This is a genomic window from Saliphagus sp. LR7, from assembly GCF_003344565.1.
GTDB lineage: Archaea > Halobacteriota > Halobacteria > Halobacteriales > Natrialbaceae > Saliphagus > Saliphagus infecundisoli.
Window position 1 is genome coordinate 176,085 of record NZ_QPND01000003.1, and the last position, 26,435, is coordinate 202,519.

Sequence of the window (26,435 nt, forward strand, 5' to 3'; positions counted from 1 at the left end):
CGTCTCGTCCTTCTGCGGACGACACCACCCCGTCTCGTCCCGATGCGGTGACCGTGCCGATGGGAGGCGTCACCGCGCGTCCGGTCGGACGGCGGGATCGACGGACCGCTCGCCGTCGCCGACCGCATCGGCCCCGCAGACCCGCTCGTAGACCGAGTGCATCGCGTCGGCGGTCGCCTCGATGCTCACCGGTCGAGCGGCCTCCCGTCCGTTCGATCGCTCGCTGCGTTCCAGAACCCCGATCAGCCCGTCGATCAGTTCGTCGTCGGTTCGAGCGACCACGGAGGGAGAGACCCCCCGGAGGCGCTCGCGGACGTCGCCGACGTCGGTAGTGACCACGGGAAGATTGCAGGCCATGGCCTCCTTGACGGAGTTCGGCGACCCCTCGCTGTGGGAGGTCAGCAGGAGCGCGTCGGCGGCGTTCATGTAGTCGGGAATCCGGTCGTGGTCCACGCCCGAAACCGTCCGGAGGCGAACCGGGCGGTCGAGGAGGGCGTCGGCGACGCCCGCGATCCGCTTTGCCCGCGGGTAGTCCTTGACCTCGCGGCTGGGGTGGTAGGGAAAGAGGACGTCGTACCCCTCGCCGTTCCAGCCGACGCGCTCGCGGGCCTCGTTCCGATCCCGTGGCCGGAACAGGGCGAGATCGACCCCATCGGGGATCACCTCGCCCGTGCCGATCGCCCGGCGCATCTCGGGGGACATGACGACGACCGCCGCACAGAAGGGCACACAGGCCCGGCTCACCGGGGCGACGGGGCCGTGGACGTCCGAGCCCCACAGCGAGAGGACGACTGGAACCTCCCGCCCGGCGAGGGCCATCGGCGCCGTCAGCCCGTAGTGGGCGTGGATCAGGTCGTAGCCCTCTCTCGCCTCCCGCCGGACTCGCGGAAAGAATCGGAGGTAGTCCGCGGGCGACCTCGAGGTTCCGTTTCCGATCTCGCCGCCGACGGAGAGGGTGCTAAAGGAGACGCCGCGTTCCTCGAGGGCGGCCTGCTGCTGGATCATGAACGGCGCGTTCTCGTTCGTGGTGAGCGTGAGGACCTCCATCACTGATCGGGAAGGTAGTCGGGTGCTTCGCGTTCGGCGCGGGAGACGACCCGCGGCCGGTCGCCGACCGACCCCGCGAGCGTCCGACACCGGTGGTCGGTCCCCGAGAGATCGAGGGCGTCCCGGCCGTCTACGACGACCATCGGGTCGATGCGTTTCCACTCGATCGTCTCGAATTCCGTCTGGGGCGTCACGAGGATCGCGCCGTCGAACTCTTGGTCGGGGATCTCGCCGACCGCGACCGGGCGGACGCCGAACTCCCCCGGATCGACCAGCGGGTCGCAGGCGGCGACGTCGGCACCCAGTTCCTCCAGTCGGTCGATGACGCCCAGCGCGGGCGATCTGCGGGTCTCGGCGACCCCTGGGCGATACGTGAGTCCGAGGACGAGCACTGACGCACCCGCCACCTCCTCGCCGGCGGCCGCGAGTTCGTCGGCGAAGGCGTCGGCGGTCGCCGCCGGCATCGTCTCGTTTCGCGTTCTGGCCGTGCGGATCACCTCGAGGGGCGTCTCGCTGCCCGCGAGCAGGAAGTAGGGGTAGTTGGGGATGCAGTGGCCGCCGACGCCGGGACCCGGATCGTGGAGGTCACACATCGGGATCGCGTTCGCGGCCGCGATCGCCTCGCGGGCGGAGATCCCGAGTTCGTCGCCCAGAAGGCCGAGTTCGTTCGCGAGCGCGATGTTGGCGTCCCGGTAGACGCCCTCGAAGACCTTGACGGCCTCGGCGGTCGCCGCGTCGCCCACGACGTGGATCTCGTTATTGCTGACCTCCCGGTAGAGGGCGCTCGCGGCCCGTGCGCTCACCTCGTCTACCCCGCCGACGACCTTCGGGTACGCACCCCGGATGTCCCGGAGGGCGGTCCCCGAGGCCGTCCGCTCGGGGCAGGCCGCGACGCCGAACTCCGCGGGTTCGAGACCGCTTCCGGCGGCCAGGTGAGGAACGATGGCGTCCCGGCAGGTCCCGGGCGGAAGCGTCGATTCGGCGATCACGAGGTCGCCCGGCGAGAGGCCGGCCGCGACGACGTCGAGGACGGCCTCGACCGTCGAGAGGTCGGGTTCGCCCCCGGAGACGAGCGTCGGGACGATGACGACGTGGACGGTCGCCTCCCGGGCCGCCCGCTCCCCGTCGGTGGTCGCCGTCAACCGGCCGCCCTCGACCTGCCCGGCGACGAGGTCGGCGAGTCCGGGTTCGGCCGTGACGTGGCAGTCGCCGGTAGCGACGGTCTCGACCACGGAAGGATCGACGTCGACGCCGGTGACGGCGCCGGTCGCTTCGGCGAAGACGGCCGCGAGCGGCAGCCCCATCTTGCCGAGGCCGTACACTGCGATCGGGTACTCGCCCGCGTGGAACCCCTCACGGAGGCGCTCCTCGCTCGCGCCGTAGGGACCCCGGCTCATCCGGCCCGCACCTCGATCCCCTCGCTCTCGCCGATCAGCCGGTCGATCCGCCGGACCGTCTCCAGGGCCCGAATGCCGTCCTCGGCGGTGACCTCGGGAACGAGTCCCGACGACGCGGCCGCGAGGAACGACTCGAGTTCGACCCGGAGCGGTTCGCAGTTGGCGATCCGGGGGCGTTCGATGACGCTCTCGTGGCGGTAGCGGTTGGTTCCGTCGACGGTGACGTACTCGGGGAACGACTCGCGGTGGATCAGCACCGACTGGTCGACGTAGTCGACCTCGACGAGACACTCGGCGGCGGTGATCACGAGCCGGCGGACTTTCTTCCTGGTGATCCGGCTCGCGGTCAGCGAGGCGACGACGCCGCCGGGGTACTCCATCGTCGCGGTCGCGTACTGGCCGTCGTCGGTTCCCGTCGCAGCGATCGAGTCGGGCTCTCCCCCGAGGAGGGAGTTGACGACGTCGATGTCGTGGATCATCAGGTCGGCGGTGACCGAATCGGCGCCCGCCCGGTCGACCGGCGGCCCCAGGCGTTCGGCCTCGACCGCGATCACGTCGAGGTTCTCGACGATTCCCTTGAGGGCCTGGACCGCCGGGTTGAACCGCTCGATGTGGCCGACCTGGAGCACCAGGCCGGCCTCGCGGGCCCGGTCGGCCAACGCCCTCGCCTGGGCGGGGTCCTCGGCGATCGGCTTCTCGACCAGAACGTGGGCGCCGGCGTCGAGGCAGTCCCGGACGACCGTCTCGTGGGCCGGCGTCGGGACGGCGACGGTGACGGCGTCACACTGGCGGGCCAGCACGTCGGCGGGGATCGCCTCGGTGCCGTACTCGCCGGCGACACGTTCTGCGGCCGCGCTGTCGAGGTCGGCGACGCCGACGAGGTCGGCTTCCCGGATCTCGCTGTAGATCCGGGCGTGGTTTGCGCCCATCGCGCCGACGCCGACGACGCCGACGCGGAGGGGTGACGGTTCGATCGTTGTCGATTCGGTGGCAGTCATGAGTAGTGGGTCGAAAGGGCTTCGCGGACGGTACGGCGGTCCGCCTCCGAGAGACCGGGATGGACGGGGACGGAGAGCACCCGGTCGGCGGCGCGGTCCGTGGCGGGAAGGGAGACGTCGGCGGCCGCGACGTCCTCGTAGGCGGGCTGGCGGTGGATCGGCGTCGGGTAGTAGACGCCACAGCCGACGCCGGCCTCCTCGAGGCTCTCGGCCAGCGCGTCGCGGTCCTCGCAGGCGACCGTGTACTGGTGGTAGACATGGCGGTAGCCCTCGGGAACCGACGGTGTCTCGACCGGGAACTCGGCCAGTCGGTCGTCATACCAGGCGGCGTTCTCCCGCCTTGCCTCGTTGAACGCGGGCAGCCGTTCGAGTTGGGCGAGCCCGATGGCGGCCGCGAGGCTCGTCATCCGGTGGTTGTGGCCCAGGCGGGCGTGGTCGTAGCCGGCGTCGGGCGAGCGGCCGTGGTTGACGTAGGAGGCCGCACGCTCTGCGACCTCTCCGCGATCGGTGGTGATCATTCCTCCCTCGCCCGTGGTCATGTTCTTCGTCGGGTAGAAGGAGAAGCAGGCGGCGTCGCCGAGGCTCCCGACCCGGTCGCCGTCGATCGCGGCGCCGTGGGCCTGGCAGGCGTCCTCGACGACGAACAGGTCGTGGTCGTCGGCGATCTCTCCCAGCTCTGCCATCGGCGCGGGGAGCCCGTAGAGGTGGACCGGGAGCAACCCGACGACGTCCTCGCGGGCCTCGACGACCGCCCGGACCGACGCCGGATCGAGCGTGTAGGTCGCGGGATCGACGTCGGCGAAGACGGGGGTCGCACCCGCCAGCCGGACAGCGTTGGCGCTCGCGATAAATGAAAAGGAGGGCGTGACGACGCAATCGCCCTCGCCGACTCCGAGTGCGTGGAGGGCGGCGACGAGCGCGGTCGTCCCGTTCGAGGTTCCGACCCCGTGGACCGTCCCACAGTAGTCGGCGAACGCGGATTCGAACGACCGGACCTCCGGCCCGTCGGCGAGGTGGCCGCTCTGGACGACGCCGCTCACGCGATCGACGGCCGCCGCCCCGAGGTCGGGGTCGGCGATGGGGACTCGGCTCATGCGAGTTGGTTCGGTCCCGCCAGCCGGTCGGGAAGCTCCCGCTCGCGTGCGGGCGCGCCGACGGCGAGCGTGTCGGGAGGGACGTCCTCGCAGACGACGGCGCCGGCGGCGACGAAGGCGTTCTCGCCGATCCGGACGCCGGGGAGGACCGTCGCGTTCGCGCCGACGGATGCGCCTTTTGCGATCGTGGGCCCGCGGAGGCCGTCGTCGGCCCGGATCGGGTAGGGGTCGTTCGTGAGGACGGCGCCGGGACCGACGAAGACGTTCGATCCGATCTCCGTCTCCCGGGGGACGTAGACCCCCGTCTGGAGGCTGACGTGGTCGCCGATCTCGGTCGCGCCGTCGACGACCGTCTTCGTTCCGACGAGGACGTCGTCGCCGACGGTCGTCTCCTCGCGGACGAGGGCGTCGTGGCCGGTCGCAAAGCCGTCGCCGATCTCGACGCCGGCGTAGACGACCGTTCCGGCGCGGATCCGCGCGCCGTCCCCGATCCGCGTCGGGGGCGGGCTCTCGCTCCCCTCGACGTGGGCGGCGTACCCCACGTCGGCGGAGGGATCGATGCGGGAACCCGCGCCGCAATCGACGTGGCTCCGGTCGGCGCTCATCTCGGCTCACCTCGCGGGGCGAGGCTTCGAAGCTCCGTGTGTGGTTCGGTCATGGGATGGGGGCGGTCATCGGGAGACAGACGTTACCGTGGCTTTGTTATCCCCGACCTGCGCCGGGGTAGCCCGGAGCTACAGGCCGCCGCCGGATCGGCCCGCGTTGCCCTCCCCCTCCCGACCGCCGCGGGCCCGCGACGGGACCGCGTAATTCATCGCCATACACGTCTTTCAGCCGTTCCGACGGGTATTCCGTCCTTTCGTGGCGGGTAGCGGATCGATAGTAAAGGCCCGGCCCGTGGGATCGGCCCACGTGAGCCATCTCACCGCTACCGAACCGGCGACGACTGCGACGCCCTCAGATCGGGGGATCCGATGACGGCGGCCACGGCGGAACTCACGCAGGCGGAGCTGTTCGACGTCTTCAGCAATGCCCGCCGGCGCTGGGCGGTCCGGTATCTCGAGGACTGTGGCGGCGCCTGCGATCTCGACGAGCTGGTCGAACGGGTCGCCCTCCGGGAGAACGACGTCGGCCCCGACGAGTTGACCCGTCCGCAGCGCCGGCGTGTCTACATCTCGCTCTACCAGACCCACCTCCCGATGCTCGCAGAGCACGGCATCGTCGACTGGGATCCCGACGACCGACGGGTCGAGCTCCGGGAAGGAAGCGGGACGTTCGACCCCTACCTGGACCGGGGCGAGCCGTTCGGCCGCTGGCACGCCCTCTACGCCTCCCTCGCCGCCGTCGGAGTGGTCGGGTTCGTCGCCGCGACCCTCTCGGTCGGCCCGCTCTCTCCGACGGACGCCCCGATCGTCGCGCTCGCGCTCGCGGTCGGAATCTTCGCGCTCGCGCTCGTACACCACGCCTCCGAACGCTCCGCCGGACCATCGGGTCCCGTCGGCCGCGGATAGCTCTCCGATCACGCCGGCCGGAGGACGGGCTCGTTGGGACTTGCGACGGCTCTCCATCGGTTTCCCCCCCCCCCGGCGCTCTCGCGGTTTGGCGGACGGGCCGTGACCATCGGAACAAACGGGCGGAACTCACGGCCTGGCCGACCGAACGAACTGACTGGTTTGTCGACTGGCGCAACCCATACGGAGCGGCCGCTCCCGTTCGGTTCGCCGTCCGCCGATCACTCCTCGCCCACCGATTCGGAGAAGAGCACCGGTCATCCGTCGAAGCTCCAGGTTCGGTCGCGTCCTCGAGATCACTCGCCGCCGTCTCCCACGTCATCCGACCCGTTGCCGAAGATCTCCTCGAGGACGTCCTCGGTGTCGTTGCCGCTTTCTCCGTCGGCGCTCGCGTCGTCCCCGTCGTCGGTCCCGACGTCGTCGCCCCCGGTCGTCCCGGAGTCGTTCGACTCGTTTCCGGCCCCGTTCGTTCCGTCCTCGGCCTCCACCGTCTCGTCCGTGTCGTCGGCGTCGGTTTCGTCCCCGCCGTCGGCGATCTCGAGCCAGAAGTGGACGTCCTCCGCGGGCTCCGCGTCGGAAGCGGGGGATTCGCCCTCGTATAGCAGGACCGCGATCCGGACCGTCCCCTCCTCCGCGGTCGGCGTGACCGTCCACTCCGTCCGCTCGCTGTCCCCGTCCTCGACGGCGAACGACGCCTCATCCAGCCGGGTTCGATCCGCGACGCCCCCGTCAGCGATGTGTTGCTCCTCGACGACGACCGTATAGTTGGCCGCCTCACGCTCATGGTTCTCGACGGCGACGACGAACGGGACGGACTCGCCGGGCTCGATAGCGTCGGGGAAGCCGTCGGCGACGAGGTCGCCGTCTTCCTCCTCGGTGTACAGTCCGAGTTCGGTGAATCCGGGCGTCGGCTGTGGGGCGACCAGCCCGGAACCCAGTGCCAGAGCGGCGGCGACGACCCCAGCGACGAGCACGAGCGCCGACGCGGTCGCGACGGCGCCCTGCTCGCCCCGCAGCCGCCGGAACGCGTTCCGCGCCGAGACCGTGTAACGCTCCCCCTCGGGCACCCGCAGGCGCCGGAGGACGCCCACCTGTGCGACGACCGCCGTCACGCCCGCGAGGGCGGCCGCGACCGTTCCGGTCGTCAGCCCGACCGTCGGCGCGAGGGCGATCACCGCCGTCGGGACGGTCGCGATCGAAAGCGCGAGCGCACACGCGAGGCGTTCGGCCGTGTCGATCCCGCCGGGCCGGGAGCGATCTGTCTCTCCCTCGGAGGCACCCACGGGGTTCCAGCCCCGGCCCGCGCGGGCCGATGCCGGGAACAGCGCCGCCGTCAGCGCGTAGCCGGGCAGGAAGAACACGAGCGGGAGCGCAACCGCGAGCCGGAGAGTGCTCCCCGCCGGCAGGACGGTCACGAGGTAGCCGGCGGCGAGCCCACCGACCGTACAGGCCGCGAGGTCGCCCGGATACCATCCGGCCCCGAACCTGGTTCCCGACCGGACCGGAAAGCTCATCCGGCCACCGCCGGCGTTCGGGATCGATTACGACGCGCGTGAGGGCGGCTCCTGGCTGGCATGGTTACCTGGGCCCGTCGCTCGATATCGGTTTTGTTATGGCCGGGTTACCCCTACAAATCGACGTACTGGGACTCCCACTCGCGGCGTTGCTCGATCCGTTCTACCCCGTCGTCGGTGATCGCGTAGTAGTTCGTCCGGCGATCGAGCTGGCCCTTCTCGACTAACTCCTTGTTGACGAGCGTGTCGAGGTTCGGATAGAGCCGACCGTGGTTGATCTCGCTCTCGTAGTAGGTCTCGACCTCGTCTTTGACCGACTGGCCGGAGGGTTGGTCCGCGCCCGCGATCACGTACAGTAGGTCTCGCTGGAACCCGGTCAGGTCGTGCATTGTTCACTCACACGGACCGTTCGACTGATCGGATATTTGTTATCCGCCGCGTACAGACGGTCGTCGTTCGTTACTGGCTGCGGGTGCGACGATAAGCACGATTTTCCGCCCGCCGTCTCCCGAGAGAATCGACGTTCCCGACCGCTCATTCCAGTTCGCCCGGATTCGATGGCCCGCCCGACCGGACCACGCCGACGTCGATCCCACCACCACCGATCTCTACGTGCACCCGGTCGACGGTCGCCTCGTAGGCGGTCGTATGCGAGCCGTCGTCCGCGAACCGGATACACTCCTCGACGAGGTCGCTCTCGAGGAGGTCGTTGAGACGCCGGTAGACCGTCGCCGACGAACAGTTCGTCCGGTCGGCGAGTTCCTTTGCGGTGTGTGGCCCCTCGCTCGTCGCGACGAGGATCGTCCGGGCGCAGTCGTCGCCCAGCACGTCGAGTTGTCTCGTCGGCTCCGGTACCGTGGTCGCCCCCGCGTCATTGGCTTTTCCAGACATGATTATCGTTCGGTCGGTCGGGGTCGGCCGCCCTGTCGACCCCGGCCCGGGTGGAATACGGTATGCCGTTGTGGTACTTTATAACGATGTTCCTTATTTCGGGAAATAGTACCGTACCGACCGGAAACACCTCGTTAGTGGATAGAAACTGGGAATTTCGTGCCCGTCCGCCCGCCACAATACCGCGTTTCCGATCGAATACTGGCCAAGGCGGCTGAAGTCGCGTCGACCGATCGTCTCGTGTAGGACGTGAAATCGTCCGCCACGACCCGTCTCGCGCCGACCAAGGTGGTGTTTACCGCTCCTAATACCACCTCAGATACTGAACGGTCGATCGCTTTTATTCGCGTCCCAGAGCCTGATACGACCGAGATCACACGATGTCCACTCGAACGCCCTGGATGCCGACGGAATCGTCGACGGCGGGAACCCGCTGTCGAAACTGCGACGCCCACGTCACCCAGCAGTTCGCCCGCGTCTTCGGCGACAACGGCGACGTCGTCCACGGCTGTCCCGCCTGTACCACCTACCGGGAGATGCAGTCCGGCGACCACCTTCCGGACGACTGATACTGCCGGCGGCGGTACCCCCGTGGCGGTCCGCCACCTGCGTCCGTCGAGAGTCTCGAGCCGCGTATCGACGGTCGGACGAGGGACCGTCCGTCTCCCCGTCCCACTACGACTCGTCCGCGGATTCGTCGAGTAGTCACCGACGAACCGTTGACCGACCCCGCTACCGTTTTCGTACCGACCCGATGGTTTATACGACCGCGTGAGATATCACGGGGCATGTCGCGCCTAGCACTAACCGGTGCCACCCACAGCTCATGACGAACCAGAGCCCCGACAGAGCGGAGACGTCGCCGGCCGTTCGCTGATCCATGTCCGTCCAGACCGGTGACTCGGGCACGCTCGAGGAGAGCGAGATCTTTCATCTCCTGGGCAACGACAGGCGGCGGGCGATCATCCGATATCTGACCGAGAGCGAGGGCCGGATCGACGTCTCGGAGGTGGCGACCCGGATCGCCGAGACCGAAGCCACCGGGACGCCGGTCCCGAACAACCTCTACAAGAGCGTCTACGTCTCCCTCCAGCAGACCCACCTCCCGCAGCTAGAGGAGGACGCCATCGTCGTCTACGACCCCGACGAGAAGACCGTCGATCGAGGCCCCCGATTCGAGGACGTCCTGGGCTACGTCGACGGCGACCGGGGCGATCGCGCGACGGCCCTCGTCGTTCATCTCGTGACCTGTGTCCTCGCGCTCGCGGTCATCGCCGTCACCGGCTTCGACGTCCCCGTGGTCGGCTCGGTCGATCCCGTACTCGTGGCGATCCTCGCGCTCCTCGTCGTCGGCGCGAGCAGCCTCTATCGCCTGCTCGCTTAGGGGTCGGGAGTGTGGGGTGGCCGGGAGGCCCGGGGTTCGTGGCCCGGCAGACAGATCAGGTTCTCGCGGCCGAGCCGGAGCTTCGTGATCTCCCCGTCGGCCTCCAGGTCGGCGAGCAGCCGGCTCACCTTCGCTTTCGACCACTCGACGGAGTCGACGATCTCGCTCTGGCGCATCCGGCCGCCGTGGTCGACGAGCAGCCGGCGGACCCGCTCGCGGTCGGTGACGACCTCCTCTCTTGGCGCCGTCGCCCCTCCTCCGGCGAGGCGATTCCTGACGATCAGGCTCCCCCCGAGGACGGCGAGCGCGACGATTCCGGCGAACGCGGCGACGTGGGGGCGGTCCTCGCCGATCGCCTCGGACGTATCGATCGATGAAACCGCCGCCTCCCCGTCGGACTCGACGACCCCGGCATCGACCGCGCCGGCGCCGACCGGATAGGCCGCGCTCGCGACGAGCACCGCGATCGTCGCCGCGACGACCGGGCTCGTGATCGGTCCCCGAGACCCCTCCGTCCCTCCTCTCGTGCTCGCTCTCACAGGGACCGACGGACGACGCCACCGAACAAAGTGTTTTTTATAAGATAGGAGCTGTTATTGGAACATCCGTATCTCGCGAGAAACTGATACTGCCGGCCGTAACTATGTGCTGATTCTCGCCACCTCGGGCGAGAACCGCGAACGAGGTGTGGCCGATCGTACGGGGCCGCGATCGCAGTGAGGGTCCGCTTGGGGGACGTGCTCCCGCCCGAAACCGCACCACGGTTTTCGGTCGCCAGCGCGGGTCTTCCCCCGAGGAACCGTTACCCGGTCGAGCCGTCGCCGGTCGTCGCCCCGAGAGCTGGGCGCTCTTGGGCCAGGGCCCGGATCCCCGCCTCGAGCCCGACCGTCGGCTCGAACCCGAGCTCCCGGCGGGCCTTCGAGACGTCCGCGACGCTGTGTCGGATGTCGCCTGCGCGGGGCTCGCGGTGGACGATCCCGGCCGGGGAGTCCGTCGCCTCCCGGACGACCTCCGCGAGGCGCCGGATCGTGTGTCGGCGGCCGGTGCCGACGTTGAACGCCTCCCCCGTGCGGTCCGTGGTCGCCGCGAGCAGGTTCGCCCGGACGACGTCGGAGACGTGGACGAAGTCGCGAGTCTGCTCGCCGTCGCCCTCGATCTCGATGGGATCGCCCGCCTCGGCCCGCTCGAGGAACGCCGAGACGACGCCGCTGTAGGGGCCTCGCTGGCGAGGACCGTAAATATTGAAGTAGCGCAGGGCGACGGTCTCCAGGCCGTAGAGGTCGGCGTAGAGGCGGGCGTAGCCGTCGACGGCGCGCTTCTGGAGACCGTAGGGCGAGGTCGGTTCGGTGGGCTGGTCTTCGGTGATCGGAACCGTCTCGGGGTCGCCGTAGATCGCGGCGCTGGAGGCGACCACGACCCGGGCGTCCTCCCGGCGGGCCCGTTCCAACAACCGCAGGCTCGCCTCGAGGTTCGTCCGGTTCGTCCCTATGGGGTCGGCGACGCTCTCCTCGACGCTGACGACGGCGGCCTGGTGGAAGATCACGTCGACGCCGCGGGTCGCCCGCTCGAGGACGCCGGGCTCCCGGAGGTCGCCCTCGATCAGCGTCGCCTCGGCGGGACAGCGCGACCGCCGGCCCGTCGAGCAGTCGTCGAGAATCCGGAGTTCGGCGTCGGAGACGAGCGCGTCGACGAGGTGGCTCCCGACGAAGCCGAGGCCGCCGGTGATCAGGATCGTCCGTCCGTCCAGCGAGTCGTCCATCGACTGTCCGGTCCCCGGCCCGCCCGATTAGTATGGCTCGCGTATCCGGTTGCCGGCTCTCCCGGGATCGGGTTCGGACCGGCCTACCCCGGGGGTAGGCGCCGGTTTCGAGACGATTCGACGGTCGACGGAGAAGCCGTGAGCCACCGAACAGTTATGGGATCGGTTCCCCTCGTGTCGGTATGAGCAGCGAACGCGATCCGCCCCGCCGCGAGCTCCTCGCAAACGTGCTCGTCCCGATCGCCGACGAGGAGGACGCCAAGAGGACCGCGATGGCGCTCGAGCCATACGATCCCGACCGGGTGACGGCCCTCCACGTCGTCGAGAAAGGCGGGGGCGTACCCGACAAGACGCCCGTCGAGCAGTCCGAGGAGGTCGCCGAGGACGCCTTCGTCGCCGTCCGGCGCGTGTTCCCCGAGGCCGACGATCGTACCGCCTACGACCGGGACGTCGTCGACGCCGTTTTCGAGGCCGCAGAGGAGGTCGAGGCCAGCGCCATCGTCTACCGGTCCCGTGGCGGGAACCGGCTCGTACAGTTTCTCTCGGGCGACCTGTCGACCAAGCTCGTCACAGAGGCCGACCGACCCGTCGTCGCCCTGCCCCGATCGGGGCCCGAGAAGTAATCCGCGTCAGCGCCGACCGAAGAGCCGGGCCCGGAGCGAGCGTGACGACGGTCGCTCGGTCAGCAACACCGGCGTCTCCAGGGTCTCGAGGACGTCGTAGACGAGCGAGCCCTCGACGATCCGCGCCAGGAGCCCCTGCTCGGTCGCGCCGAGGACGACCAGGTCGTAGTCGGCACCGAGGCGCTCGATCGTCGCCTCGGGATCGCCCGTCTCGACGCGCAGGTCGGCGTCGGCCAGCCCGTGGTCGTCGGCCCACTCGCCGAGGAACTCCCGGCCCGCCCCTTCCTCGCCCTCGCCCGCGACGTACAATAGCGACACCTCGACGCCGGCGGTCTCCCGGAGCGCGAGGGCGACCTCTGCGGAGAGGTCCGAGGACCCTCCCCCTGCGGTGGGGACGAGAACCCGCTCGGGATCGAGTTCGGCCCCGTCCAGCACGAGGAAGTCACACGGGAGATCGTGGGTCAGTTCGTCGATGGCGCCCTCCGCACGCCCGCCCGTAAAGCGGGCGCCGCCGTAGCCCATCACGACCATGTCGGCGTCGTTCGTTCGCGCCGCGTCGTAGACCTCCTCTAACCCGCGGTGCGAGAGGATCGTCCGCGTCTCGATCGGCACGTCGAACGGCGCCGCGTCCTCCCGTGCGGCCTGGAGCAGACCCTCGGAGGCCGCGTCGAGGTCCGCCCGGTTGTCAGCGGCGGCCTCGAGTGAGGTCTGGTCGGGGACCGAGACGATGTGGGTCGCGAGGACCCGCCCGCCCTCGTGGGCGGCGAGGGCACTCGCGAGCGTGATGAGCGCGCTCTCGGTCCGCGGGTTCGACACCGCGACCATGATCGTCGGCCCCTCCGCCCCGTCGGGGGCGACCGCGTCGGCGGCGCCGACGACCCGATCGGGAAGCTCCTCCTCGCGGTGACGGATGTAGTCCGAGAGGACGCCCCGTTGGGTCGTGTTCCGGCGCGCGTACGCGAAGTACCAGACGACCGCGGCGGCGACGAACCCGACCGACAGCGCGATCTCCTGGGCCTCCATGAACGCGACGAGTCCCAGCGAGAGGACCGCCCCGAGGATCGGCGTCAGCGGATAGAGCGGGACCCGGAAATCGGGGTCGTACTCGGGGACGTCGGCCTCGCGGAAGACGATCAGCGCGACGTTCATCAGCGCGTAGACGATCAGGTGGAGGACGCTCGCGGCCTTCGCGAGAATCTCGATGTCCCGGCCCAGCAGGGCGATGAACGCGACGATCAGCCCGCCGGTGACGAGGATCGACCGGTAGGGCGTCGCGAAGCTCGGGTGGATCTCGTTCAGCCAGTCGGTGACGATCCGATCCCGGCCCATCGCGAAGTTGATCCGGGCCGATGCGAGGATCGAGGCGTTGGCCGACGACGCCGTCGCCAACAGGGCGCCGACGGTCATTATCGCTGCCGCGCCAGCAGCAACCCCCTCAATAGGTCCGATAGACGAGGGGAATGCCACTTCTGCAGCTTGTGCGACTGGTGCATCCAGGCTCAGGTCGGGCCAGGGAACGACGCCGAGCATCGTCGTTACGAGGATCGCATAAATCACCGTGACGATGGCGACGCTCCCGATGATCGCGATTGGGAGATTCCGACCGGGATTCTTCAGTTCCTCGGCAACGGTCGCGATCTTGGCGTAGCCCAGAAAGGAGACGAAGACGAGCGCGGTCGCCGGCAGGACCGCGCCCGTTCCGAACGGTGCGAGCCCGTCCTCGCCTGCGAGCGTCGGGTAGTCGAACGAGGCAAAGCCCGCGAGGGCAAAGGCGCTGAGGATCGCTAGTAGCACGAACACGATGACCGTCTGGATCCCGCCGGTTTCCTTGGCGCCGATGTAGTTGACGGCGACGAAGATCCCGCCCGCGACGAGCGCCCCCACCTGGATGGGATTGAGGAAGGCGACTTCGGGGAGGGGGACGAAGACGGCGAGGTACTGGCCGAAGCCGATGCAGTAAAACGCCGAGGCGAACGCGAGGCCCATCCAGTCGCCCATGCCGGCGATCGAACCGAACAGCGGCCCCAGGGACTTGTTGATGTAGTAGTAGCCGCCGCCGGCTTTCGGCATCGCAGTCCCGAGTTCCGAAACCGAGAGGGCGTTGACCATCGCGATCAGCCCGCCGACGACGAATGAAACGACGACGACCGGCCCCGCGGCGTTGGCGGCGACGCCGGGGAGGACGAAGATCCCGGCGCCGATCATCGTCCCGATCCCGATCGTCATCGCGGAGACGAGCCCGAGGTCCTTCGCGAGTTCCTCGTCGCTCCCGTCCTGGCTCATGTCCCGGCCATCGGACACCACACATATAACCACTCCGGTAGGATTGCTGAATCAGTAATATCCCTTATCTTGATTGCTGATTGCGCAATTCCCGAACCCTCGTTATGAAGTCCCGTCCGACGAGAGGGGCCGCATGGACTATCGGCTCGACGAGATCGACCGGCGCATCATCTACGAACTGATGGATGACGCCCGAAACACGTCCGCGCCGACGATCGCCGACGCGGTCAACGTCTCGCCGGGAACGATCCGCAACCGGATCGCCCAGCTCGAAGAGCACGGGATCATCCGGACGTACACCGCCGAGATCGACTTCGAGCGGGCCGAGGGCCATCTGACGACGCTGTACGTCTGCAACGCGCCGGTCTCGGAGCGAACCGCCCTCGCCAGGGAAGCGAGCGTCGTCCCCGGCGTCATCAACGTCCGACAGCTGATGACCGGCCGCCGGAACCTCCACGTCATGGCCGTCGGCGAGGACACGGAACAGCTCAGGCGGATCACCCGGGCGCTCTCGCGGCTGGGAATCGAGATCGAAGACGAGACGCTCGTGGAGTCCGAAACCCACAGCCCGTACACCTCCTTCGGACCCGACGAGGAGATCACGACCTCACAGGCGACCGACGTCATCAGCCTCGCCGGCGGGGCGAACGTCGTCGACGTCACCGTCGAGCCCGACGCCCCCATCGTCGATCACACCTTGGAGGAGGCAGTCGAGGACGACCTCCTCGCCGAGGACTCGCTGGTGATCGCCATCGAACGGGGCGATCGGGTGGTGACGCCCCACGGGACGACCACGATCCGGTCGGACGACATCGTGACCGTCCTCTCGCGGAGCGGCGACACCGACACCGTCCTCGAGGCGTTCACCGCGGAGGAAGCGCCCCGGGAGTAGCGGGCGGGAACCGCCGGCGAGGGACCATAGCTTCATGTACGATCATCGGGAACGCCCGGGTATGGCCGAACGGATCGCGGACACGCACGCCGAGACGGGCGAGGGACCGCTGTGGCACCCCGACGAGGAGCGGGTGTACTGGGTCGACATCCCGCCGGGCCACCTCTACCGGTACGAACCCACCACGGGCGACCACGAGCGGGTGTACCAAACCCCCGACGGGAGCCCGCTCGGGGGGTACACGATCCAGACCGACGGCGCGCTCTGTCTGTTTACCGACGACGGACGGGTGAGCCGGTGGGACCCCGCCGAGGGCGGCGAGAGCGAGGAACTCGCCCGCATCGATGCCGACACCCGGTTCAACGACGTGATCGCCGACCCCGAGGGGAGAGTCTTCTGTGGGACGATGCCCGGCGAGGAACTGGGCGACCTCTATCGCCTCGACACCGACGGGAGCTGGGAGGTCGTCGTTCCCGACGTCGACATCGCCAACGGGATGGGCTTCAGCCGCGACCTCGAGACCTTCTACTTCACCGAGTCCGAGGCCCACCGGATCTACGCCTTTGACTACGACCAGGACTCCGGCGAGATATCTGACCGACGGACGTTCGTCGAGACCCCCGAGGGCGACGGCATCCCCGACGGGATGACCGTCGACGAGGAGGGGTACGTCTGGTCGGCTCGCTGGGACGGCGGCCGGGCCGTCCGCTACGGCCCCGAGGGAGAGGTCGTCGCCGAAATCGAGGTGCCCGCCCGGAAGGTCTCGAGTCTCACCTTCGGCGGCGAGGAGTACGACGAACTCTACCTGACGACGGCCCTGGGCGGGCCGGACGCGACCCGCGAGGAGGAAGGCGAGGGCGCGGGCGCGCTCTTCCGGTATTCGGACGTCGACGTGCCGGGGGTTCCCGAGTTCCGGTCTGCGATCGGCGAGGCCTAACCCTCGACCGTCGCTTCGGCCTCCGCCAGCAGCTCTTGAACGTCGACGGCCTCGCCCGTCTCCGAGCTCTCCATCGCCGCAGCGATGAGCGCCATCGACTGGAGGTTGTCCCGCACGTTGGTCGCCATCGGTTCGCCGCCGTCGAGCCACTCGACGAACTGCTCGATCAGCCACGTGTTCGCCCATTTGTCTTGTTCGTCCAGCGGGATCGGCTCGCCCGCGCCGGGGTCCTTGCCGAATCTGGCTTCCGCGTCGGGGTCGTAGGCGTGCTTGCGGAGTTCGCGCCCGTCGAGAACGAGCGTCGAGTCCCGACACTCCGCGCGGACGTACTCGTGGCCCCAGCCGTTGAGCCCGACGGCGTTGGTCTTCGCGCCCTCGTACGTCCCTCGAACCCCGTTCTCGAAGCTCAGCTGGACGAGCCCCTGGGCGTCGCCCTCGTACTCGCCCCACTCGGGGAGCCAGGTCTGGGCGTAGAGCGTTTCGCAGTCCGCGCCCGCGAGGTCCGCGAGGATGTCGAGGTGGTGGACCGCCCCCTCGACCATCAGCGTGTCCTCGATGTCGTGGCGGAACGCACCCCAGCTTCCGTACGTCCGGCAGTTACAGGTAAAGCGACAGACGAGGTAGTCGATCGGGCCGTGGTCGCCCGACCGGAGCTCGCGGCGCAGGGTCGTCTTGTCGCGGTCGAAGCGGTGGCTCATCGTCACGCCCATCTTCAGGCCTGCCGCCTCCACCTTCCGGGCGATCCGGACGGACGCCTCCAGCGTGTCCGCAATCGGCTTCTCGGAGAGGACGTGGAGGTCGTGTTCGATCGCGGCGTCGACGACGTCCTCGTGGAACGCCGGCGGGACGACGACCGTACAGAAGTCGGCGTCGTGTTCGGAGAAGGCCGCCTCGACGTCGGTGTAGCACTCGTCGGGACTGAGCCCCAGCCCCTCCCGGGCGTTGTCGAGTGCGGCCTCGTCGACGTCGACGGCGGCGACGGGGTTGACCAGCCCGTCCTCGACGTTCGGCGGGAGGAATTTCTTGCACCACTGCTCGCCCTGACCGCCGGTCCCGACCTGGATGACGTCGTAAGTCATTCGGTAGCGCGTGTTCGGGGCCGGCGTAAATACGCATCGTTGTCGGGTGTCACGGAACAGTCACGAGAAGTTTTATTTCATTGCAACTAACTGCGAATCTCGTGCTCGGTACAGTCGGAGGCGTTACCGGAACAACCACTCATTTCTCGAATAGGCGTCAGAAATGGCTTTGAGAGCGTCAGAACGTGTCGTCAGGGAGACGTTCCCTGCTGTCACTGAGTAATCGAACCGTCGATTCGATCTCTTCCCAGTTTGGCCCCTTTACGATATCCCGATCGTCCCTGTTCCACACGATGTAGCCCGTCTCGTGGAGTTTCGGGAGATGTATGTGGATGAGTTCCAGTTCTCGTTTCTCGTTCTCTCGCGCATCGTTCTTCGTCACAACTTCTGATTGTTCCACTGGATTATGATCTAGAACCTCCAACAGGATCTGCCGTCGCGTTCGGGTCCCGAGGGCATCAGCAATGTCGTTGAATCCCATAGTTGGTCCCACGATACCCATAGATGCTTTCCATACGGGTGCTTGTACTGCATGGTAGACAAGGTTGTATCGGGTAGCATCCGGCGCAGTAGTCCTTTTGCTGGGATGAGGTGTTCAGGAGTCCGGGACGTGCTCGAACTCCTCGGCGAGTTCTTCCTCCATCGCAATGAGCGTGTTTTCGGTGAGTGCCACAATCGCCCGTCGGAGTCGCTCTGTGACCGCCTGGTCGGAGATACCGAGATCATCGGCCAGATCCTGCGTGGACATTCGTCGTGGAATCGAATAGTACCCGCCCTGAACAGCACGCATCAGCGTTTCACGCTGGGCCTGCGTCACTCCATACCACATCCCGGTTCCCGGACGCACGGGATTGTAGATGCGGCCGACTTCGAGGGGAATGTGAGCGTTCGAACAGTAGTCTTGAAACTCACTAAGCGCGTCGTGTGTGAGAAACCGAACCTCGAACTCCCACGTGTTGGGCGTCCCAGTGGCACTCAGGAGTTGTCCTTCAAGATCGATAATTCCCTGGAAGAATACGTCACGCTTGACGTTCCAATCCAGCGAATACAACCGCTCGGTGTCATGGCGGGTCACTTCGACGATGTGACCGACGGACGGATGATTCTCGACGTTTTGCTCGAACGATTCTCGAACTTCGTCGCTCACGGAAAAAAAAGGAACGGCTTTCTCACCCATCGGAACCATGTTTTCGAGTTCGATCAGTCCGCTGGCTTCCAAGTCGAGGATCCGGCCGAGTTCGAACGAATCGGCCGGGATTCGAAGATGCGCAATGACTGCCATTCCTTGAGAGAGGATGGAGTTCAAGGTAAGTAAATAGGGCGGCATGGTGCACCACCCTCGCGAAAATACCATGGTGTACCATGCACAACGGCACACCTATGGGTATGGCGTCTCTTTGGGATACTGGACCGAACGCTCTGCACGAAGTGAGACCATGCTGATGTGGTCGTGACTTAGCACTCTCCCCCCTTCGGGTCAAGGATCGTGGCCCACCCACCATGACACGTGATCAACTCGATGATGTTACGATTACCAGTTCCGATGAATTCGAGGCTATCCTCGCGGAGGCGGTCGAGAAGGCCGTCGAGACGGAGGTGGACGTTCGCGGTGCCTGGGAGTTTCGAACGCGAGGATCGACCTACGACTGGGAAGTACAAATCACCGAACTGGCCAGAGACGCTGATCAAAAAAAGGAATGACCGATGTATACAGACCCAACGGAGTTCGGCGACTCAGTGAGCGTCGGGGTCGTGATGGCCGTCGCAGAGCGAGAGGGGACCACTCCCGAGGAGTTGCGACCGTTGTATGACGTTGTCGATCCGGACGCGCTTGACACACTGTGTACCGCTGGTGAAATCTTGGTCACGTTTCCATACGAAGGATATGTCGTCACCGTCACCGCCGGTGAGTCGATCCATCTCGAAAAGCGCTCCCGATCCTGATTTGGATGCGCAATCGAGAATTCGTCCTGTAACGAATGCTTCTCCAAATTCATCAATCAATATTGTTATATAGCCACTGTATTCATACCACAATGTTTTCTGCTCGGCCGATTTGCTCTGATTGACTCTTGGGTGTGTCGTGCTCCATTCGTACCCTGTACTGAACAATCTCCGCCTTCGTAACTCAAGCCGAGTCTCGTGCACTATTTGCGCCCTACATCTTGCACGGTAGCAAAAACACCATCTCAAACTGATAGAACCCCAGCGATTAATCGCACCTGCAGTGAGCACATAGAGGAAGCGGCGAACGCGGATATGAGAATCGTTGTATAACTCCCCCATCGTTGTCGAGAGCCAGACCGGATCAGTCGTCGCTGGGCGCCGCATCGGGCCGGTACGCCCGGCTGATCGCCTTCCACTTGTCCGTCGAGAAGCGCCAGTAGTTGATCGCCGCGGGGACCGCGGTTTCAGAGATGAAGCCCAGATAGAGCCCGACCAGCCCGAGCGCGGGGATCGAGAACCCGCCGAGGGGAACGGCGACGCTACCGAGCAGCGGCACCGAGACGGCGGCGGGGATCGAGAGCCCGGCGGCCCCGAGATAGGCCAGGGGAATCGCACAGCCGAACATCCCCGCGGCCTGGCTGTAGAATGTCCACTGGGTGTCGCCGCTGGCCTCGAGAGCGCCGGAGGCGCCACTGGAGATCCCCTTGAGCGGGATCGCGAAGCAGGCGGCGTAGACGAGACCGATCCCGATCTCGACGACGGCGGGGTCGGAGGCGTCGCCGACGAAGGCGTTGACGATCGGCTCGGCGAACGCGAAGACGATGACCGCCGAGAGGAAGTAGGTGGCAAAGGCAAACAGCATGATCTCCCGGCCGTAGGACTCGGCGGCCCCCTCGTCGTTGGCCCCCAGTTCCCGGCCGACGAGGCTCGAGGCCGCCAGCCCGAAGCCCCAGCCGGGGACGTTCATCAGCCCCCAGATCCGCCGGGCGATGACGTAGGCCGCGACGGTGTTCTGTCCGAAGATGTCGACGATCCCGAGCATCGGAAACTCGGCGACCGTCCAGACCAGCCCCCGGGCCATCACGGGGAGACCGATCTCGATTAAGTCCCGGAGCGTGGCGAGGTGGAGGTAGCTCCCGAGGGGGTCGACCCGGACCGGAAACGAGCCCAGACCAGGAAAGCGCCCGGCGACGAGCGCGACGGCGAACGCGGAGGCGGCGGCGGCGTTCGAGAGCACGGTGCCCATCGCGGCGCCGACGACGCCGAACTCGAGAACGAAGATGAACGTCGCGTTGAGCACGATGTTCGCGACCGCGCCCCCGCCCCGGAACATCATCGGCGTCCGGGCGTCGTCCAAGCCGACGAAGATCCGGCTCCCGACGAGGTTCAGACCGGCGAAGGGGATCCCGAAGCCGACCACCCGCAGGTAGTCCGCGCCGAGGCGGATCGCCTCGGCGTCGTCGGAGATCAGCGAGATCAGTTCCGTGGGATAGCGCCAGAAGACGACGGTCAGCGGCAGCGTGAAGACGAGAACGAGCAGGGCGCTCGACCGGACCGCCTGGCCGAGTTCGCCGTAGGCCTCGGCGCCGTAGCGCTGGGAGACGAGCGCGATCGTGCCGCCTGCGATCCCGCCGCCGACGCCGAAGGCCAGTCCCCAGAAGGGCGAGGCGAAGCCGACGCCCGCGATCGCGGCCGGGCCGATGGCGATCCCGACCATCGCGACGTCGACGGCGTTCTTCGACATCCGGGCGATCCCGGTGACGATCCGGGGCCAGGCGAGGTCGGCGGTCCGGCGCGCGCGCTCGCCGCCGATCAGCCCGAGGCGGGCGAGCCCGAGGCCGATGTAGAGGATGAGCAGTCTGATGGGGTTCGGGGGACGGTCCACTGGGTTCGACCGCGCTTGTCAACGCGAGCAAAAAGACCCTCGAAAGCCGGCAGTCGCGACCGCTTCCGGTCAGCCAACGATCGACACGGGCGTCCGTGTCCGACGCCCGACCGGCGGGAACCGCTCCGGTCGGCCCGATCGGACCAGTCGGCCCGGTCCGCCCGGCCCATCCGATCCGCCGAGAACGACGAGTGGCGGCCGACCCACGGGACGAGCCAGGGGGTAGCATTATCCGACGGACCGCCCAACCACCCCGCATGCCAGAACACGTGTTGGTGCCGATCGACGGCTCGCCCCAGTCGAAGGAAGCCCTCGAGCGCGCGACCGACCTGTTCCCCGAGGCGATGATCACGCTGTTGTACGTCGCGGACCCCACCGAGGAGGAGTCGGGGCTCCTCGAGGGACCGGGCGGGGGTGCCAGCGGCGAACGCGACCGCGACCGGGCAGAACGGCTGTTCGAGGCCGCGACGGCGGGCCTCGACGCCCCGGACGCGACGATCGAGACCGAGGTCGTGACCGGCTCCCCCTGGCGGGAGATCGTCGAGTACGTCGAGCGCGAGGTCGTCGACCACGTCGTGATGGGCAGCCACGGCCGGGACGGCGCGGCACGGCTCCTGCTGGGTAGCGTCGCCGAACTCGTCGTCCGCCGGTCGTCGGCCCCCGTGACGGTCGTGAAGTAGGTTATGGAACCGCTCTGGCCCACGCGTCGGTCCGGACCGCTCGGCGCCGGCGACCGGCCGCGAGCACGCGCCCGCTGCCGGCATCAGCGAGGGCGGTGACCAGTCCCGGCCCGCCGGAGTCGACGACGGTCCGGCCGACGGTCCCGACCCACCCGCTCCCCCGCCGGACGCCGCCGGCGAGGACTCCCTCGGGGCCGTGACCCGCCGCGAGGAGGGGGGTCCTCGGCAGGCGTTCGCGCCAGACCCGGTCGCCGCCCGCAGTGGAAGCCGCGACGAACCCGTCGCCCCCGACTCCTGGTCGGTGTGGCCGGGAGAACTGGCGGTCGCCCGGGTCGACCTCGGAGCCGACCGTGCCGACGGCGAGCAGGTCGTACCCCGCGGCGTCGCTGGTCGCGAGCGCGTGGACCTGCGTCGGTTCGCCGTCGAAGCGGTCCTCCCAGCGCACGCCGCCCGCGGGATCGATTCCGAGGAGCCACCCCCGTGGGTCCCCCACCTCGCGGGGGTCGTAGTGGCCCCCGACGACGTACCCGCCGTCGACGGCCACGGCTCCACGGAAGACGTCCCGGAGACTCGTCCGCTCTACGTCGCGGTCGGTGGCTGGGTAGAGGCGCTGCCAGCGGACCCGGCCCCCGGCGTCGAGCGAGACGAGCCAGCCGGCGCCCCCCAGCATGATCCCCGGGGACCCCATCCCACAGAGGAGGTAGCCCTCCTCGGTCGCGACCCCGCCGGCGAGGTAGCCGTAGGCCAAATCGGGCGCGAACCCCCCGGTCGAGCGCTCCCAGCGTACCCGCCCGTCGGCACCGATCCGGACCAGCCGACCGGCGTAGACCGCCGTGCTGTCGTGGTAGATCCACCCCACCAGGAGCGCCCCGTCGCCGTCGGGCGCCGGGAGGACCGCCGAGATCCCGTCCTGTGGGATCGGGCCCAGCACGTCCGCCTCGAGGGCTTCCCGTTGATCGTCGGAGACGTATCGGCTGCGCCAGACGACCTCACCGCCGGCCGCCAGCCGGACGGCGAAGCCGGCGCTGGGCTCGCCCTCGGCCGCGACGGTGCCGGCGAGGACCGCCCCGTTCCCGACGGCGACCGCGCCGTTGACCGTGCCGAACCGGGAGCCGCCGTCGATCCACTCCCATCCCTCTCGAGCCCCGGCGGCCGCCCCAGCCGGAGCCGTCGCCGTGCCGGCGGCCGCGGCCGTCGCCCGGAGGAACCGCCGTCGGTCGATCCTCGACATGGCGTCCCGTTCGGGGAGCCGCCCCATCAATCATTTTTCGCTCGACGGTGACTCTCCGCGAGCGATGGAGGTCCCCGATTTCTGGCCGAGAGAACGCCCTTCATCCCTTTTGCGTACCCAACCACAATCAGCAGGTGTCAATGAGAGATGGAGACAGCGGACGAACGGTGATGGGATCGACGATCGGACGGCGCCGGTTCCTGGCGGCCGGCGCGAGCGCCGCCGGCGTCCCGCTCGCGGGCTGTTCGGCCATCGCGGACTTCCTCGGGGGGATGTTCCTAGAGGACGTCAACGTGTTCAACGGCACCGACCGGGAGCTGTCGGGTTCGATCGAGATGCTCGATCCCAACGGCGACGTCGTCCTCGAGGAACGCTTCGACCTGCCATCGAGCGAGAGTGACGGCGACGATGGCGGCAACGAGAGCGACGGAGGCGACCGGGAGTCGATGGGGATCTACGAGGACGTCCTGACCGACTCGGGGGAGTACACGGTGTCGATCGAACTCGACGGGGCGGTCGGCGGCGAGAGCGGGGCGACCGAGACGGTCGAGGTCGCGAGTCCCGACGAGGAACACGTCACGGTGTTCGTCGGCGCCGACGAGGCGGGCGACTCGATCGTGGTCGCCGTCATCGAGGAGTTCAGTGACTTAGAGGAGTACGACGACGAGTTCTCGGAGTAGTTGCTGGGGAGGACGACCGGGATTCGGGTAGCTGGCGGGCGGTTCTCGAACGGCATCGGAAACCGTCGGACGGGTTTAGAGGTCCGCGGCCCGGAACCGCCGGTAGCCGACGGCGAGCGGGACCGCGATCCAGCCGACCAGTATCACGAGAGCCATCCACCAGCCGACGTAGACGGGGACGTCGCCGACGTAGCGCCCGGCCAGGGAGACGTCGAATCCGGCCCGGAGCAGGCGGTAGTAGGACTCGCTGGGTTTGATCAGCCGAAACAGAAGCGCCCAGTCGGGGATGTCGGTGAGGACGGCGAACTCGAAGCGATGGAGGACGAGCAGCGTCAGCGAGTGGAGGTTGTCCCAGAGCTGGACCAAGAGGAGGTAGCCCCCGAGCGCGCCGAACGTGATCCAGCGGTCGGCGGTGGTCGACAGCGAGAGCCCGACCGCGACCCCGACGAACGCGAGCCCGTAGAGCGCGCTCGCGGCGAGAAACAGCGGGTATGCGACCGTTCCCTCGGTGCCATAGAGGACGGCGCCGCCGACGCCCGCGAGGGCAAGGGCCAGAAGCGTCGGCGCGAGGAGGACGAGAGAGCGGCCGACGAGGGTCCCGACGACGAGGTCCGACCGGGAGTGGGGAAAGGAAAGGGTGAGGTGGAGGCTTCCGCTGGTCCGCTCGTGGACGACCGACTTGTAGCCGATCAGGAGCGAGAGCACCGGGAGGAAGACTCCGACCACCCCCGCGAGTCCGGCGACGAACGCCGGGAAGGTCTCCTCGCCGAGGTAGCCGTGGCCGACGGTGTACCCCCCGAAGACGACGATCAGGAGGGCCACGAGGAGCCAGAGCGTCCGCGACCGGCTCGCGTCGTGGAGGTCCTTGTAGGCGAGCGCGCGCCAGCTCACGGGAGATCACTCCCCGCAAAGCGGAGGTAGGCGAGCCCCATCGGTATCGTCGCCCAGCAGACGAACGCCACCAGAGAGACGTCCCAGCCCAGGTACCACGCCCCCTCGAGACTGCCGCCGGGATCGACGCTCGTGACGAGCCGGGTGTAGACCGCTCCGGGCTCCATCGCGACGAGAAACTCGACCGCGCCGGGAAGCTCGCCGTCGAGGATCCCCGCACTATTCAGCCCCGTTTCGAGGGCGTCGGCCGCGGTCTCCCAGGCGAAGACGAACAGGAAGAAGACCCCGAAGGCGACCACGAGCGCGCGCCGTTTGGTGGCGACGACCAGCGAGGAGGCCACCCCGATCCCCGTCCAGATCATCCCGAAGACGACGGTGAGGCCGACGAACGCGAGCGACCGGGGGAGCTCGAGCTCGCCGAAGGGGTAGACGACGAGCGCGCCGGCACCGATCATCGCGACCACGATGGCCGCCGCGAGGACGCCCGCCCGGCCGAGGAACTTCCCCAGGATCACGTCCCCCCGGCTGTGGGGCAAGGAAAGCGACAGCAGGAGCGCGCCCGACTCTCGTTCGCTCACGACGGCGTTGTAGCCGATCAGGACGCCGATCAGCGGGAGCAGGGTGGCGAGCCAGCCGACGACGAACCCCGAAAAGCGCGCGGTCGTGATCGGCTCGGTCCCGAACAGCGGGTAGACGTAGGCGCCGAGCATGACCACCGCCACCAGCAGCGCCAGGAGGTATTTGACCGACTTGGCGCCGACCGTGAGCCGGCCGTCCTGGCGGGCGAGAACCGTCCAGCTCATCGCCCCGCACCGGTGTACTCGACGAACATGTCCTCCAAAGAGGCCTCCTCGGTCCGGAAGTTGAGGACGTCGAGACCGGCCTCGTGGAGCGCGACGATGACGTCCATCTTCGCGTCGTTCGTACAGGTGATCTCGACGGTCGATTCCTCGGTCGCGACCGCCGTATCGACCCCTTCGACGGCCCGGATCGTCTCGAGGGTTCCGTCCTCGAGTCTGTCGAGGGTGATGACGAGTTTCGTCCCCCCGCCCATCGTCTCCCGGAGCCCCTCGATCGTGTCCAGGGCGACGAGTTCGCCGTCCTGGAGGATCGCGACGCGATCGCAGACCGCCTCGACCTGTTCCAAGATATGACTCGAGAAGAAGACGGTCGCCCCCCGTTCGTTCTCCTCGCGGAGGATCTCCCGGATCTCGGCGGCGCCGTTGGGATCGAGCCCGGTCGTGGGCTCGTCGAGCAGGAGGAGGTCGGGCTCGCCGACGAGGGCCATCCCGAGGACGAGCCGCTGGGCCATCCCCTTCGAGTAGCCGCTTGCCTTCCGGTCCGCGGCCTCGCGGATCCCTACCCGGTCCAGCACGTCGATCGGGTCATCGTCGGCCGCTTTCGACCTGATCGCGTACTCGACGTGCTGGCGGCCGGTCAGCCGGTCGAACGTCGAATACCCTTCCGGGAGGACACCGATCCGCGAGCGGGCGGCGACGCCCTCGCCCTGGCAGTCGTTGCCGAACAGCGAGACCGAACCGTGACTGGGCTTGACGAAATCCAGCAACATATTGATGAACGTCGACTTCCCGGCCCCGTTGGGCCCCAGAAAGCCGAACGTCTCCCCCTCCTCGACCGTGAGATTCACCCGATCCACCGCCTGAAGCGTTCCGTAGCGCTTCGAGACCTCGTTCGCGTCGATCGCCACCATG

29 protein-coding genes are annotated in these 26,435 nt (G+C 68.0%); 10 read left to right on the top strand and 19 right to left on the bottom strand.

Annotation, left to right across the window (positions count from 1 at the left end; genetic code table 11):
* Positions 1–69: 69 nt before the first annotated feature.
* The 5 genes from DVH23_RS05740 to DVH23_RS05760 are packed head-to-tail and all read right to left on the bottom strand — an operon-like array spanning position 70 to position 5,141.
* Positions 70–1,047, bottom strand: a complete 978-nt coding sequence (locus DVH23_RS05740) for a glycosyltransferase (protein WP_114576479.1) — start codon at positions 1,045–1,047, stop codon at positions 70–72.
* Positions 1,047–2,444, bottom strand: a complete 1,398-nt coding sequence (locus tag DVH23_RS05745) for a nucleotide sugar dehydrogenase (protein ID WP_114576480.1) — start codon at positions 2,442–2,444, stop codon at positions 1,047–1,049. The genes DVH23_RS05740 and DVH23_RS05745 overlap by 1 nt, the downstream gene beginning before the upstream one ends.
* Positions 2,441–3,442, bottom strand: a complete 1,002-nt coding sequence (locus tag DVH23_RS05750) for a Gfo/Idh/MocA family protein (RefSeq protein ID WP_114576481.1) — start codon at positions 3,440–3,442, stop codon at positions 2,441–2,443. Before DVH23_RS05750 ends, DVH23_RS05745 begins: the two co-directional genes overlap by 4 nt.
* Positions 3,439–4,629: a DegT/DnrJ/EryC1/StrS family aminotransferase gene (locus tag DVH23_RS05755; protein WP_394342625.1), complete on the bottom strand. Its 1,191-nt coding sequence runs from the start codon at positions 4,627–4,629 to the stop codon at positions 3,439–3,441. The genes DVH23_RS05750 and DVH23_RS05755 overlap by 4 nt, the downstream gene beginning before the upstream one ends.
* Positions 4,533–5,141, bottom strand: coding sequence for an N-acetyltransferase (locus tag DVH23_RS05760; protein WP_114576483.1), 609 nt, complete (start codon positions 5,139–5,141; stop codon positions 4,533–4,535). Before DVH23_RS05760 ends, DVH23_RS05755 begins: the two co-directional genes overlap by 97 nt.
* Positions 5,142–5,510: 369 nt before the next feature.
* Here DVH23_RS05760 and DVH23_RS05765 point away from each other — a divergent pair, with 369 nt between their 5' ends.
* Complete coding sequence (locus tag DVH23_RS05765; RefSeq protein WP_114576484.1) at positions 5,511–6,047, top strand: hypothetical protein; 537 nt, start codon at positions 5,511–5,513, stop codon at positions 6,045–6,047.
* Positions 6,048–6,343: 296 nt separating this feature from the next.
* Here the strand turns inward: DVH23_RS05765 and DVH23_RS05770 are convergent, their stop codons facing one another.
* From DVH23_RS05770 to DVH23_RS05780, 3 genes are all read right to left on the bottom strand, one after another.
* On the bottom strand, positions 6,344–7,561 hold the full coding sequence (locus tag DVH23_RS05770; protein WP_114576485.1) for a DUF1616 domain-containing protein: 1,218 nt from the start codon (positions 7,559–7,561) through the stop codon (positions 6,344–6,346).
* Positions 7,562–7,674: 113 nt separating this feature from the next.
* Positions 7,675–7,950 carry a PadR family transcriptional regulator gene (locus DVH23_RS05775; protein ID WP_114576486.1) on the bottom strand — a complete coding sequence of 92 codons (276 nt, stop codon included), beginning with the start codon at positions 7,948–7,950 and terminating at the stop codon, positions 7,675–7,677.
* A gap of 145 nt (positions 7,951–8,095) precedes the next feature.
* Positions 8,096–8,452, bottom strand: a complete 357-nt coding sequence (locus tag DVH23_RS05780) for a winged helix-turn-helix domain-containing protein (RefSeq protein ID WP_114576487.1) — start codon at positions 8,450–8,452, stop codon at positions 8,096–8,098.
* A 380-nt stretch (positions 8,453–8,832) separates the two neighbouring features.
* Here DVH23_RS05780 and DVH23_RS05785 point away from each other — a divergent pair, with 380 nt between their 5' ends.
* Together DVH23_RS05785 and DVH23_RS05790 are read left to right on the top strand one after the other, a co-directional pair.
* Complete coding sequence (locus DVH23_RS05785) at positions 8,833–9,021, top strand: hypothetical protein (protein WP_114576488.1); 189 nt, start codon at positions 8,833–8,835, stop codon at positions 9,019–9,021.
* Between the two features lie 311 nt (positions 9,022–9,332).
* Positions 9,333–9,836 (top strand): ArsR family transcriptional regulator, encoded by a 504-nt coding sequence (locus tag DVH23_RS05790; RefSeq protein ID WP_114576489.1) that lies wholly within the window; start codon positions 9,333–9,335, stop codon positions 9,834–9,836.
* Here DVH23_RS05790 and DVH23_RS05795 read toward each other — a convergent pair.
* Positions 9,833–10,375, bottom strand: a complete 543-nt coding sequence (locus tag DVH23_RS05795) for a helix-turn-helix domain-containing protein (RefSeq protein ID WP_318247904.1) — start codon at positions 10,373–10,375, stop codon at positions 9,833–9,835. The genes DVH23_RS05790 and DVH23_RS05795 overlap by 4 nt on opposite strands.
* A gap of 263 nt (positions 10,376–10,638) precedes the next feature.
* On the bottom strand, positions 10,639–11,595 hold the full coding sequence (locus DVH23_RS05800; RefSeq protein ID WP_114576490.1) for an NAD-dependent epimerase/dehydratase family protein: 957 nt from the start codon (positions 11,593–11,595) through the stop codon (positions 10,639–10,641).
* A 182-nt stretch (positions 11,596–11,777) separates the two neighbouring features.
* On the opposite strand from DVH23_RS05800, the gene DVH23_RS05805 reads away from it, so the two are divergent.
* Positions 11,778–12,218 (top strand): universal stress protein, encoded by a 441-nt coding sequence (locus DVH23_RS05805; protein ID WP_114576491.1) that lies wholly within the window; start codon positions 11,778–11,780, stop codon positions 12,216–12,218.
* A 6-nt stretch (positions 12,219–12,224) separates the two neighbouring features.
* On the opposite strand, the gene DVH23_RS05810 is transcribed toward DVH23_RS05805, so the two are convergent.
* Entirely contained in the window at positions 12,225–14,501 is a 2,277-nt protein-coding gene (locus tag DVH23_RS05810) for an amino acid permease (protein ID WP_114576492.1), read from the bottom strand.
* 133 nt (positions 14,502–14,634) lie between these two features.
* Between DVH23_RS05810 and DVH23_RS05815 the strand changes: the two genes are divergently transcribed.
* Together DVH23_RS05815 and DVH23_RS05820 are read left to right on the top strand one after the other, a co-directional pair.
* Positions 14,635–15,393 carry an Lrp/AsnC family transcriptional regulator gene (locus DVH23_RS05815; RefSeq protein ID WP_114576493.1) on the top strand — a complete coding sequence of 253 codons (759 nt, stop codon included), beginning with the start codon at positions 14,635–14,637 and terminating at the stop codon, positions 15,391–15,393.
* Between the two features lie 61 nt (positions 15,394–15,454).
* Positions 15,455–16,330, top strand: a complete 876-nt coding sequence (locus tag DVH23_RS05820; protein ID WP_114576494.1) for an SMP-30/gluconolactonase/LRE family protein — start codon at positions 15,455–15,457, stop codon at positions 16,328–16,330.
* Here DVH23_RS05820 and DVH23_RS05825 read toward each other — a convergent pair.
* The 3 genes from DVH23_RS05825 to DVH23_RS05835 form a co-directional block, all read right to left on the bottom strand.
* A complete protein-coding gene (locus DVH23_RS05825) occupies positions 16,327–17,409 on the bottom strand; it encodes a Gfo/Idh/MocA family protein (protein ID WP_114576495.1) in 1,083 nt (360 codons plus the stop codon). The two genes, DVH23_RS05820 and DVH23_RS05825, sit on opposite strands and share 4 nt — an antisense overlap.
* A gap of 178 nt (positions 17,410–17,587) precedes the next feature.
* Positions 17,588–17,890 carry a hypothetical protein gene (locus DVH23_RS05830; RefSeq protein WP_114576496.1) on the bottom strand — a complete coding sequence of 101 codons (303 nt, stop codon included), beginning with the start codon at positions 17,888–17,890 and terminating at the stop codon, positions 17,588–17,590.
* Positions 17,891–18,004: 114 nt separating this feature from the next.
* Positions 18,005–18,691 carry a helix-turn-helix domain-containing protein gene (locus DVH23_RS05835; RefSeq protein ID WP_114576497.1) on the bottom strand — a complete coding sequence of 229 codons (687 nt, stop codon included), beginning with the start codon at positions 18,689–18,691 and terminating at the stop codon, positions 18,005–18,007.
* A gap of 218 nt (positions 18,692–18,909) precedes the next feature.
* On the opposite strand from DVH23_RS05835, the gene DVH23_RS05840 reads away from it, so the two are divergent.
* Positions 18,910–19,110, top strand: a complete 201-nt coding sequence (locus DVH23_RS05840) for a hypothetical protein (RefSeq protein ID WP_114576498.1) — start codon at positions 18,910–18,912, stop codon at positions 19,108–19,110.
* 3 nt (positions 19,111–19,113) lie between these two features.
* Positions 19,114–19,353, top strand: coding sequence for a HalOD1 output domain-containing protein (locus tag DVH23_RS05845; protein ID WP_114576499.1), 240 nt, complete (start codon positions 19,114–19,116; stop codon positions 19,351–19,353).
* 364 nt (positions 19,354–19,717) lie between these two features.
* Here DVH23_RS05845 and DVH23_RS05850 read toward each other — a convergent pair whose 3' ends face one another.
* Positions 19,718–21,241 (bottom strand): MATE family efflux transporter, encoded by a 1,524-nt coding sequence (locus tag DVH23_RS05850; RefSeq protein ID WP_114576500.1) that lies wholly within the window; start codon positions 21,239–21,241, stop codon positions 19,718–19,720.
* A 257-nt stretch (positions 21,242–21,498) separates the two neighbouring features.
* Here DVH23_RS05850 and DVH23_RS05855 point away from each other — a divergent pair, with 257 nt between their 5' ends.
* Positions 21,499–21,921, top strand: a complete 423-nt coding sequence (locus DVH23_RS05855) for a universal stress protein (RefSeq protein ID WP_114576501.1) — start codon at positions 21,499–21,501, stop codon at positions 21,919–21,921.
* A 1-nt stretch (position 21,922) separates the two neighbouring features.
* Here DVH23_RS05855 and DVH23_RS05860 read toward each other — a convergent pair whose 3' ends face one another.
* On the bottom strand, positions 21,923–23,152 hold the full coding sequence (locus DVH23_RS05860) for a hypothetical protein (protein WP_157972340.1): 1,230 nt from the start codon (positions 23,150–23,152) through the stop codon (positions 21,923–21,925).
* Positions 23,153–23,322: 170 nt separating this feature from the next.
* On the opposite strand from DVH23_RS05860, the gene DVH23_RS05865 reads away from it, so the two are divergent.
* On the top strand, positions 23,323–23,832 hold the full coding sequence (locus tag DVH23_RS05865) for a hypothetical protein (RefSeq protein WP_114576750.1): 510 nt from the start codon (positions 23,323–23,325) through the stop codon (positions 23,830–23,832).
* A gap of 75 nt (positions 23,833–23,907) precedes the next feature.
* Here the strand turns inward: DVH23_RS05865 and DVH23_RS05870 are convergent, their stop codons facing one another.
* From DVH23_RS05870 to DVH23_RS05880, 3 genes are read right to left on the bottom strand one after another with little or no spacing between them, the layout of a single operon-like run.
* Positions 23,908–24,723 (bottom strand): ABC transporter permease subunit, encoded by an 816-nt coding sequence (locus DVH23_RS05870; protein ID WP_114576503.1) that lies wholly within the window; start codon positions 24,721–24,723, stop codon positions 23,908–23,910.
* Positions 24,720–25,526: an ABC transporter permease gene (locus tag DVH23_RS05875; RefSeq protein ID WP_114576504.1), complete on the bottom strand. Its 807-nt coding sequence runs from the start codon at positions 25,524–25,526 to the stop codon at positions 24,720–24,722. The genes DVH23_RS05870 and DVH23_RS05875 overlap by 4 nt, the downstream gene beginning before the upstream one ends.
* Positions 25,523–26,434, bottom strand: a complete 912-nt coding sequence (locus DVH23_RS05880) for an ABC transporter ATP-binding protein (protein ID WP_114576505.1) — start codon at positions 26,432–26,434, stop codon at positions 25,523–25,525. The genes DVH23_RS05875 and DVH23_RS05880 overlap by 4 nt, the downstream gene beginning before the upstream one ends.
* Between the last annotated feature and the right edge of the window lies 1 nt (position 26,435).

Excerpts from the sequence above, each read along its gene's own strand:
- DVH23_RS05740 (WP_114576479.1), bottom strand. The coding sequence starts at position 1,047 with ATGGAGGTCCTCACGCTCACCACGAACGAGAACGCGCCGTTCATGATC.
- DVH23_RS05745 (WP_114576480.1), bottom strand. The coding sequence starts at position 2,444 with ATGAGCCGGGGTCCCTACGGCGCGAGCGAGGAGCGCCTCCGTGAGGGG.
- DVH23_RS05750 (WP_114576481.1), bottom strand. The coding sequence starts at position 3,442 with ATGACTGCCACCGAATCGACAACGATCGAACCGTCACCCCTCCGCGTC.
- DVH23_RS05760 (WP_114576483.1), bottom strand. The coding sequence starts at position 5,141 with ATGAGCGCCGACCGGAGCCACGTCGATTGCGGCGCGGGTTCCCGCATC.
- DVH23_RS05765 (WP_114576484.1), top strand. The coding sequence starts at position 5,511 with ATGACGGCGGCCACGGCGGAACTCACGCAGGCGGAGCTGTTCGACGTC.
- DVH23_RS05770 (WP_114576485.1), bottom strand. The coding sequence starts at position 7,561 with ATGAGCTTTCCGGTCCGGTCGGGAACCAGGTTCGGGGCCGGATGGTAT.
- DVH23_RS05775 (WP_114576486.1), bottom strand. The coding sequence starts at position 7,950 with ATGCACGACCTGACCGGGTTCCAGCGAGACCTACTGTACGTGATCGCG.
- DVH23_RS05780 (WP_114576487.1), bottom strand. The coding sequence starts at position 8,452 with ATGTCTGGAAAAGCCAATGACGCGGGGGCGACCACGGTACCGGAGCCG.
- DVH23_RS05785 (WP_114576488.1), top strand. The coding sequence starts at position 8,833 with ATGTCCACTCGAACGCCCTGGATGCCGACGGAATCGTCGACGGCGGGA.
- DVH23_RS05790 (WP_114576489.1), top strand. The coding sequence starts at position 9,333 with ATGTCCGTCCAGACCGGTGACTCGGGCACGCTCGAGGAGAGCGAGATC.
- DVH23_RS05800 (WP_114576490.1), bottom strand. The coding sequence starts at position 11,595 with ATGGACGACTCGCTGGACGGACGGACGATCCTGATCACCGGCGGCCTC.
- DVH23_RS05805 (WP_114576491.1), top strand. The coding sequence starts at position 11,778 with ATGAGCAGCGAACGCGATCCGCCCCGCCGCGAGCTCCTCGCAAACGTG.
- DVH23_RS05810 (WP_114576492.1), bottom strand. The coding sequence starts at position 14,501 with ATGAGCCAGGACGGGAGCGACGAGGAACTCGCGAAGGACCTCGGGCTC.
- DVH23_RS05815 (WP_114576493.1), top strand. The coding sequence starts at position 14,635 with ATGGACTATCGGCTCGACGAGATCGACCGGCGCATCATCTACGAACTG.
- DVH23_RS05820 (WP_114576494.1), top strand. The coding sequence starts at position 15,455 with ATGGCCGAACGGATCGCGGACACGCACGCCGAGACGGGCGAGGGACCG.
- DVH23_RS05825 (WP_114576495.1), bottom strand. The coding sequence starts at position 17,409 with ATGACTTACGACGTCATCCAGGTCGGGACCGGCGGTCAGGGCGAGCAG.
- DVH23_RS05830 (WP_114576496.1), bottom strand. The coding sequence starts at position 17,890 with ATGGGATTCAACGACATTGCTGATGCCCTCGGGACCCGAACGCGACGG.
- DVH23_RS05835 (WP_114576497.1), bottom strand. The coding sequence starts at position 18,691 with ATGGCAGTCATTGCGCATCTTCGAATCCCGGCCGATTCGTTCGAACTC.
- DVH23_RS05840 (WP_114576498.1), top strand. The coding sequence starts at position 18,910 with ATGACACGTGATCAACTCGATGATGTTACGATTACCAGTTCCGATGAA.
- DVH23_RS05845 (WP_114576499.1), top strand. The coding sequence starts at position 19,114 with ATGTATACAGACCCAACGGAGTTCGGCGACTCAGTGAGCGTCGGGGTC.
- DVH23_RS05855 (WP_114576501.1), top strand. The coding sequence starts at position 21,499 with ATGCCAGAACACGTGTTGGTGCCGATCGACGGCTCGCCCCAGTCGAAG.
- DVH23_RS05860 (WP_157972340.1), bottom strand. The coding sequence starts at position 23,152 with ATGTCGAGGATCGACCGACGGCGGTTCCTCCGGGCGACGGCCGCGGCC.
- DVH23_RS05865 (WP_114576750.1), top strand. The coding sequence starts at position 23,323 with ATGGGATCGACGATCGGACGGCGCCGGTTCCTGGCGGCCGGCGCGAGC.
- DVH23_RS05875 (WP_114576504.1), bottom strand. The coding sequence starts at position 25,526 with ATGAGCTGGACGGTTCTCGCCCGCCAGGACGGCCGGCTCACGGTCGGC.
- DVH23_RS05880 (WP_114576505.1), bottom strand. The coding sequence starts at position 26,434 with ATGGTGGCGATCGACGCGAACGAGGTCTCGAAGCGCTACGGAACGCTT.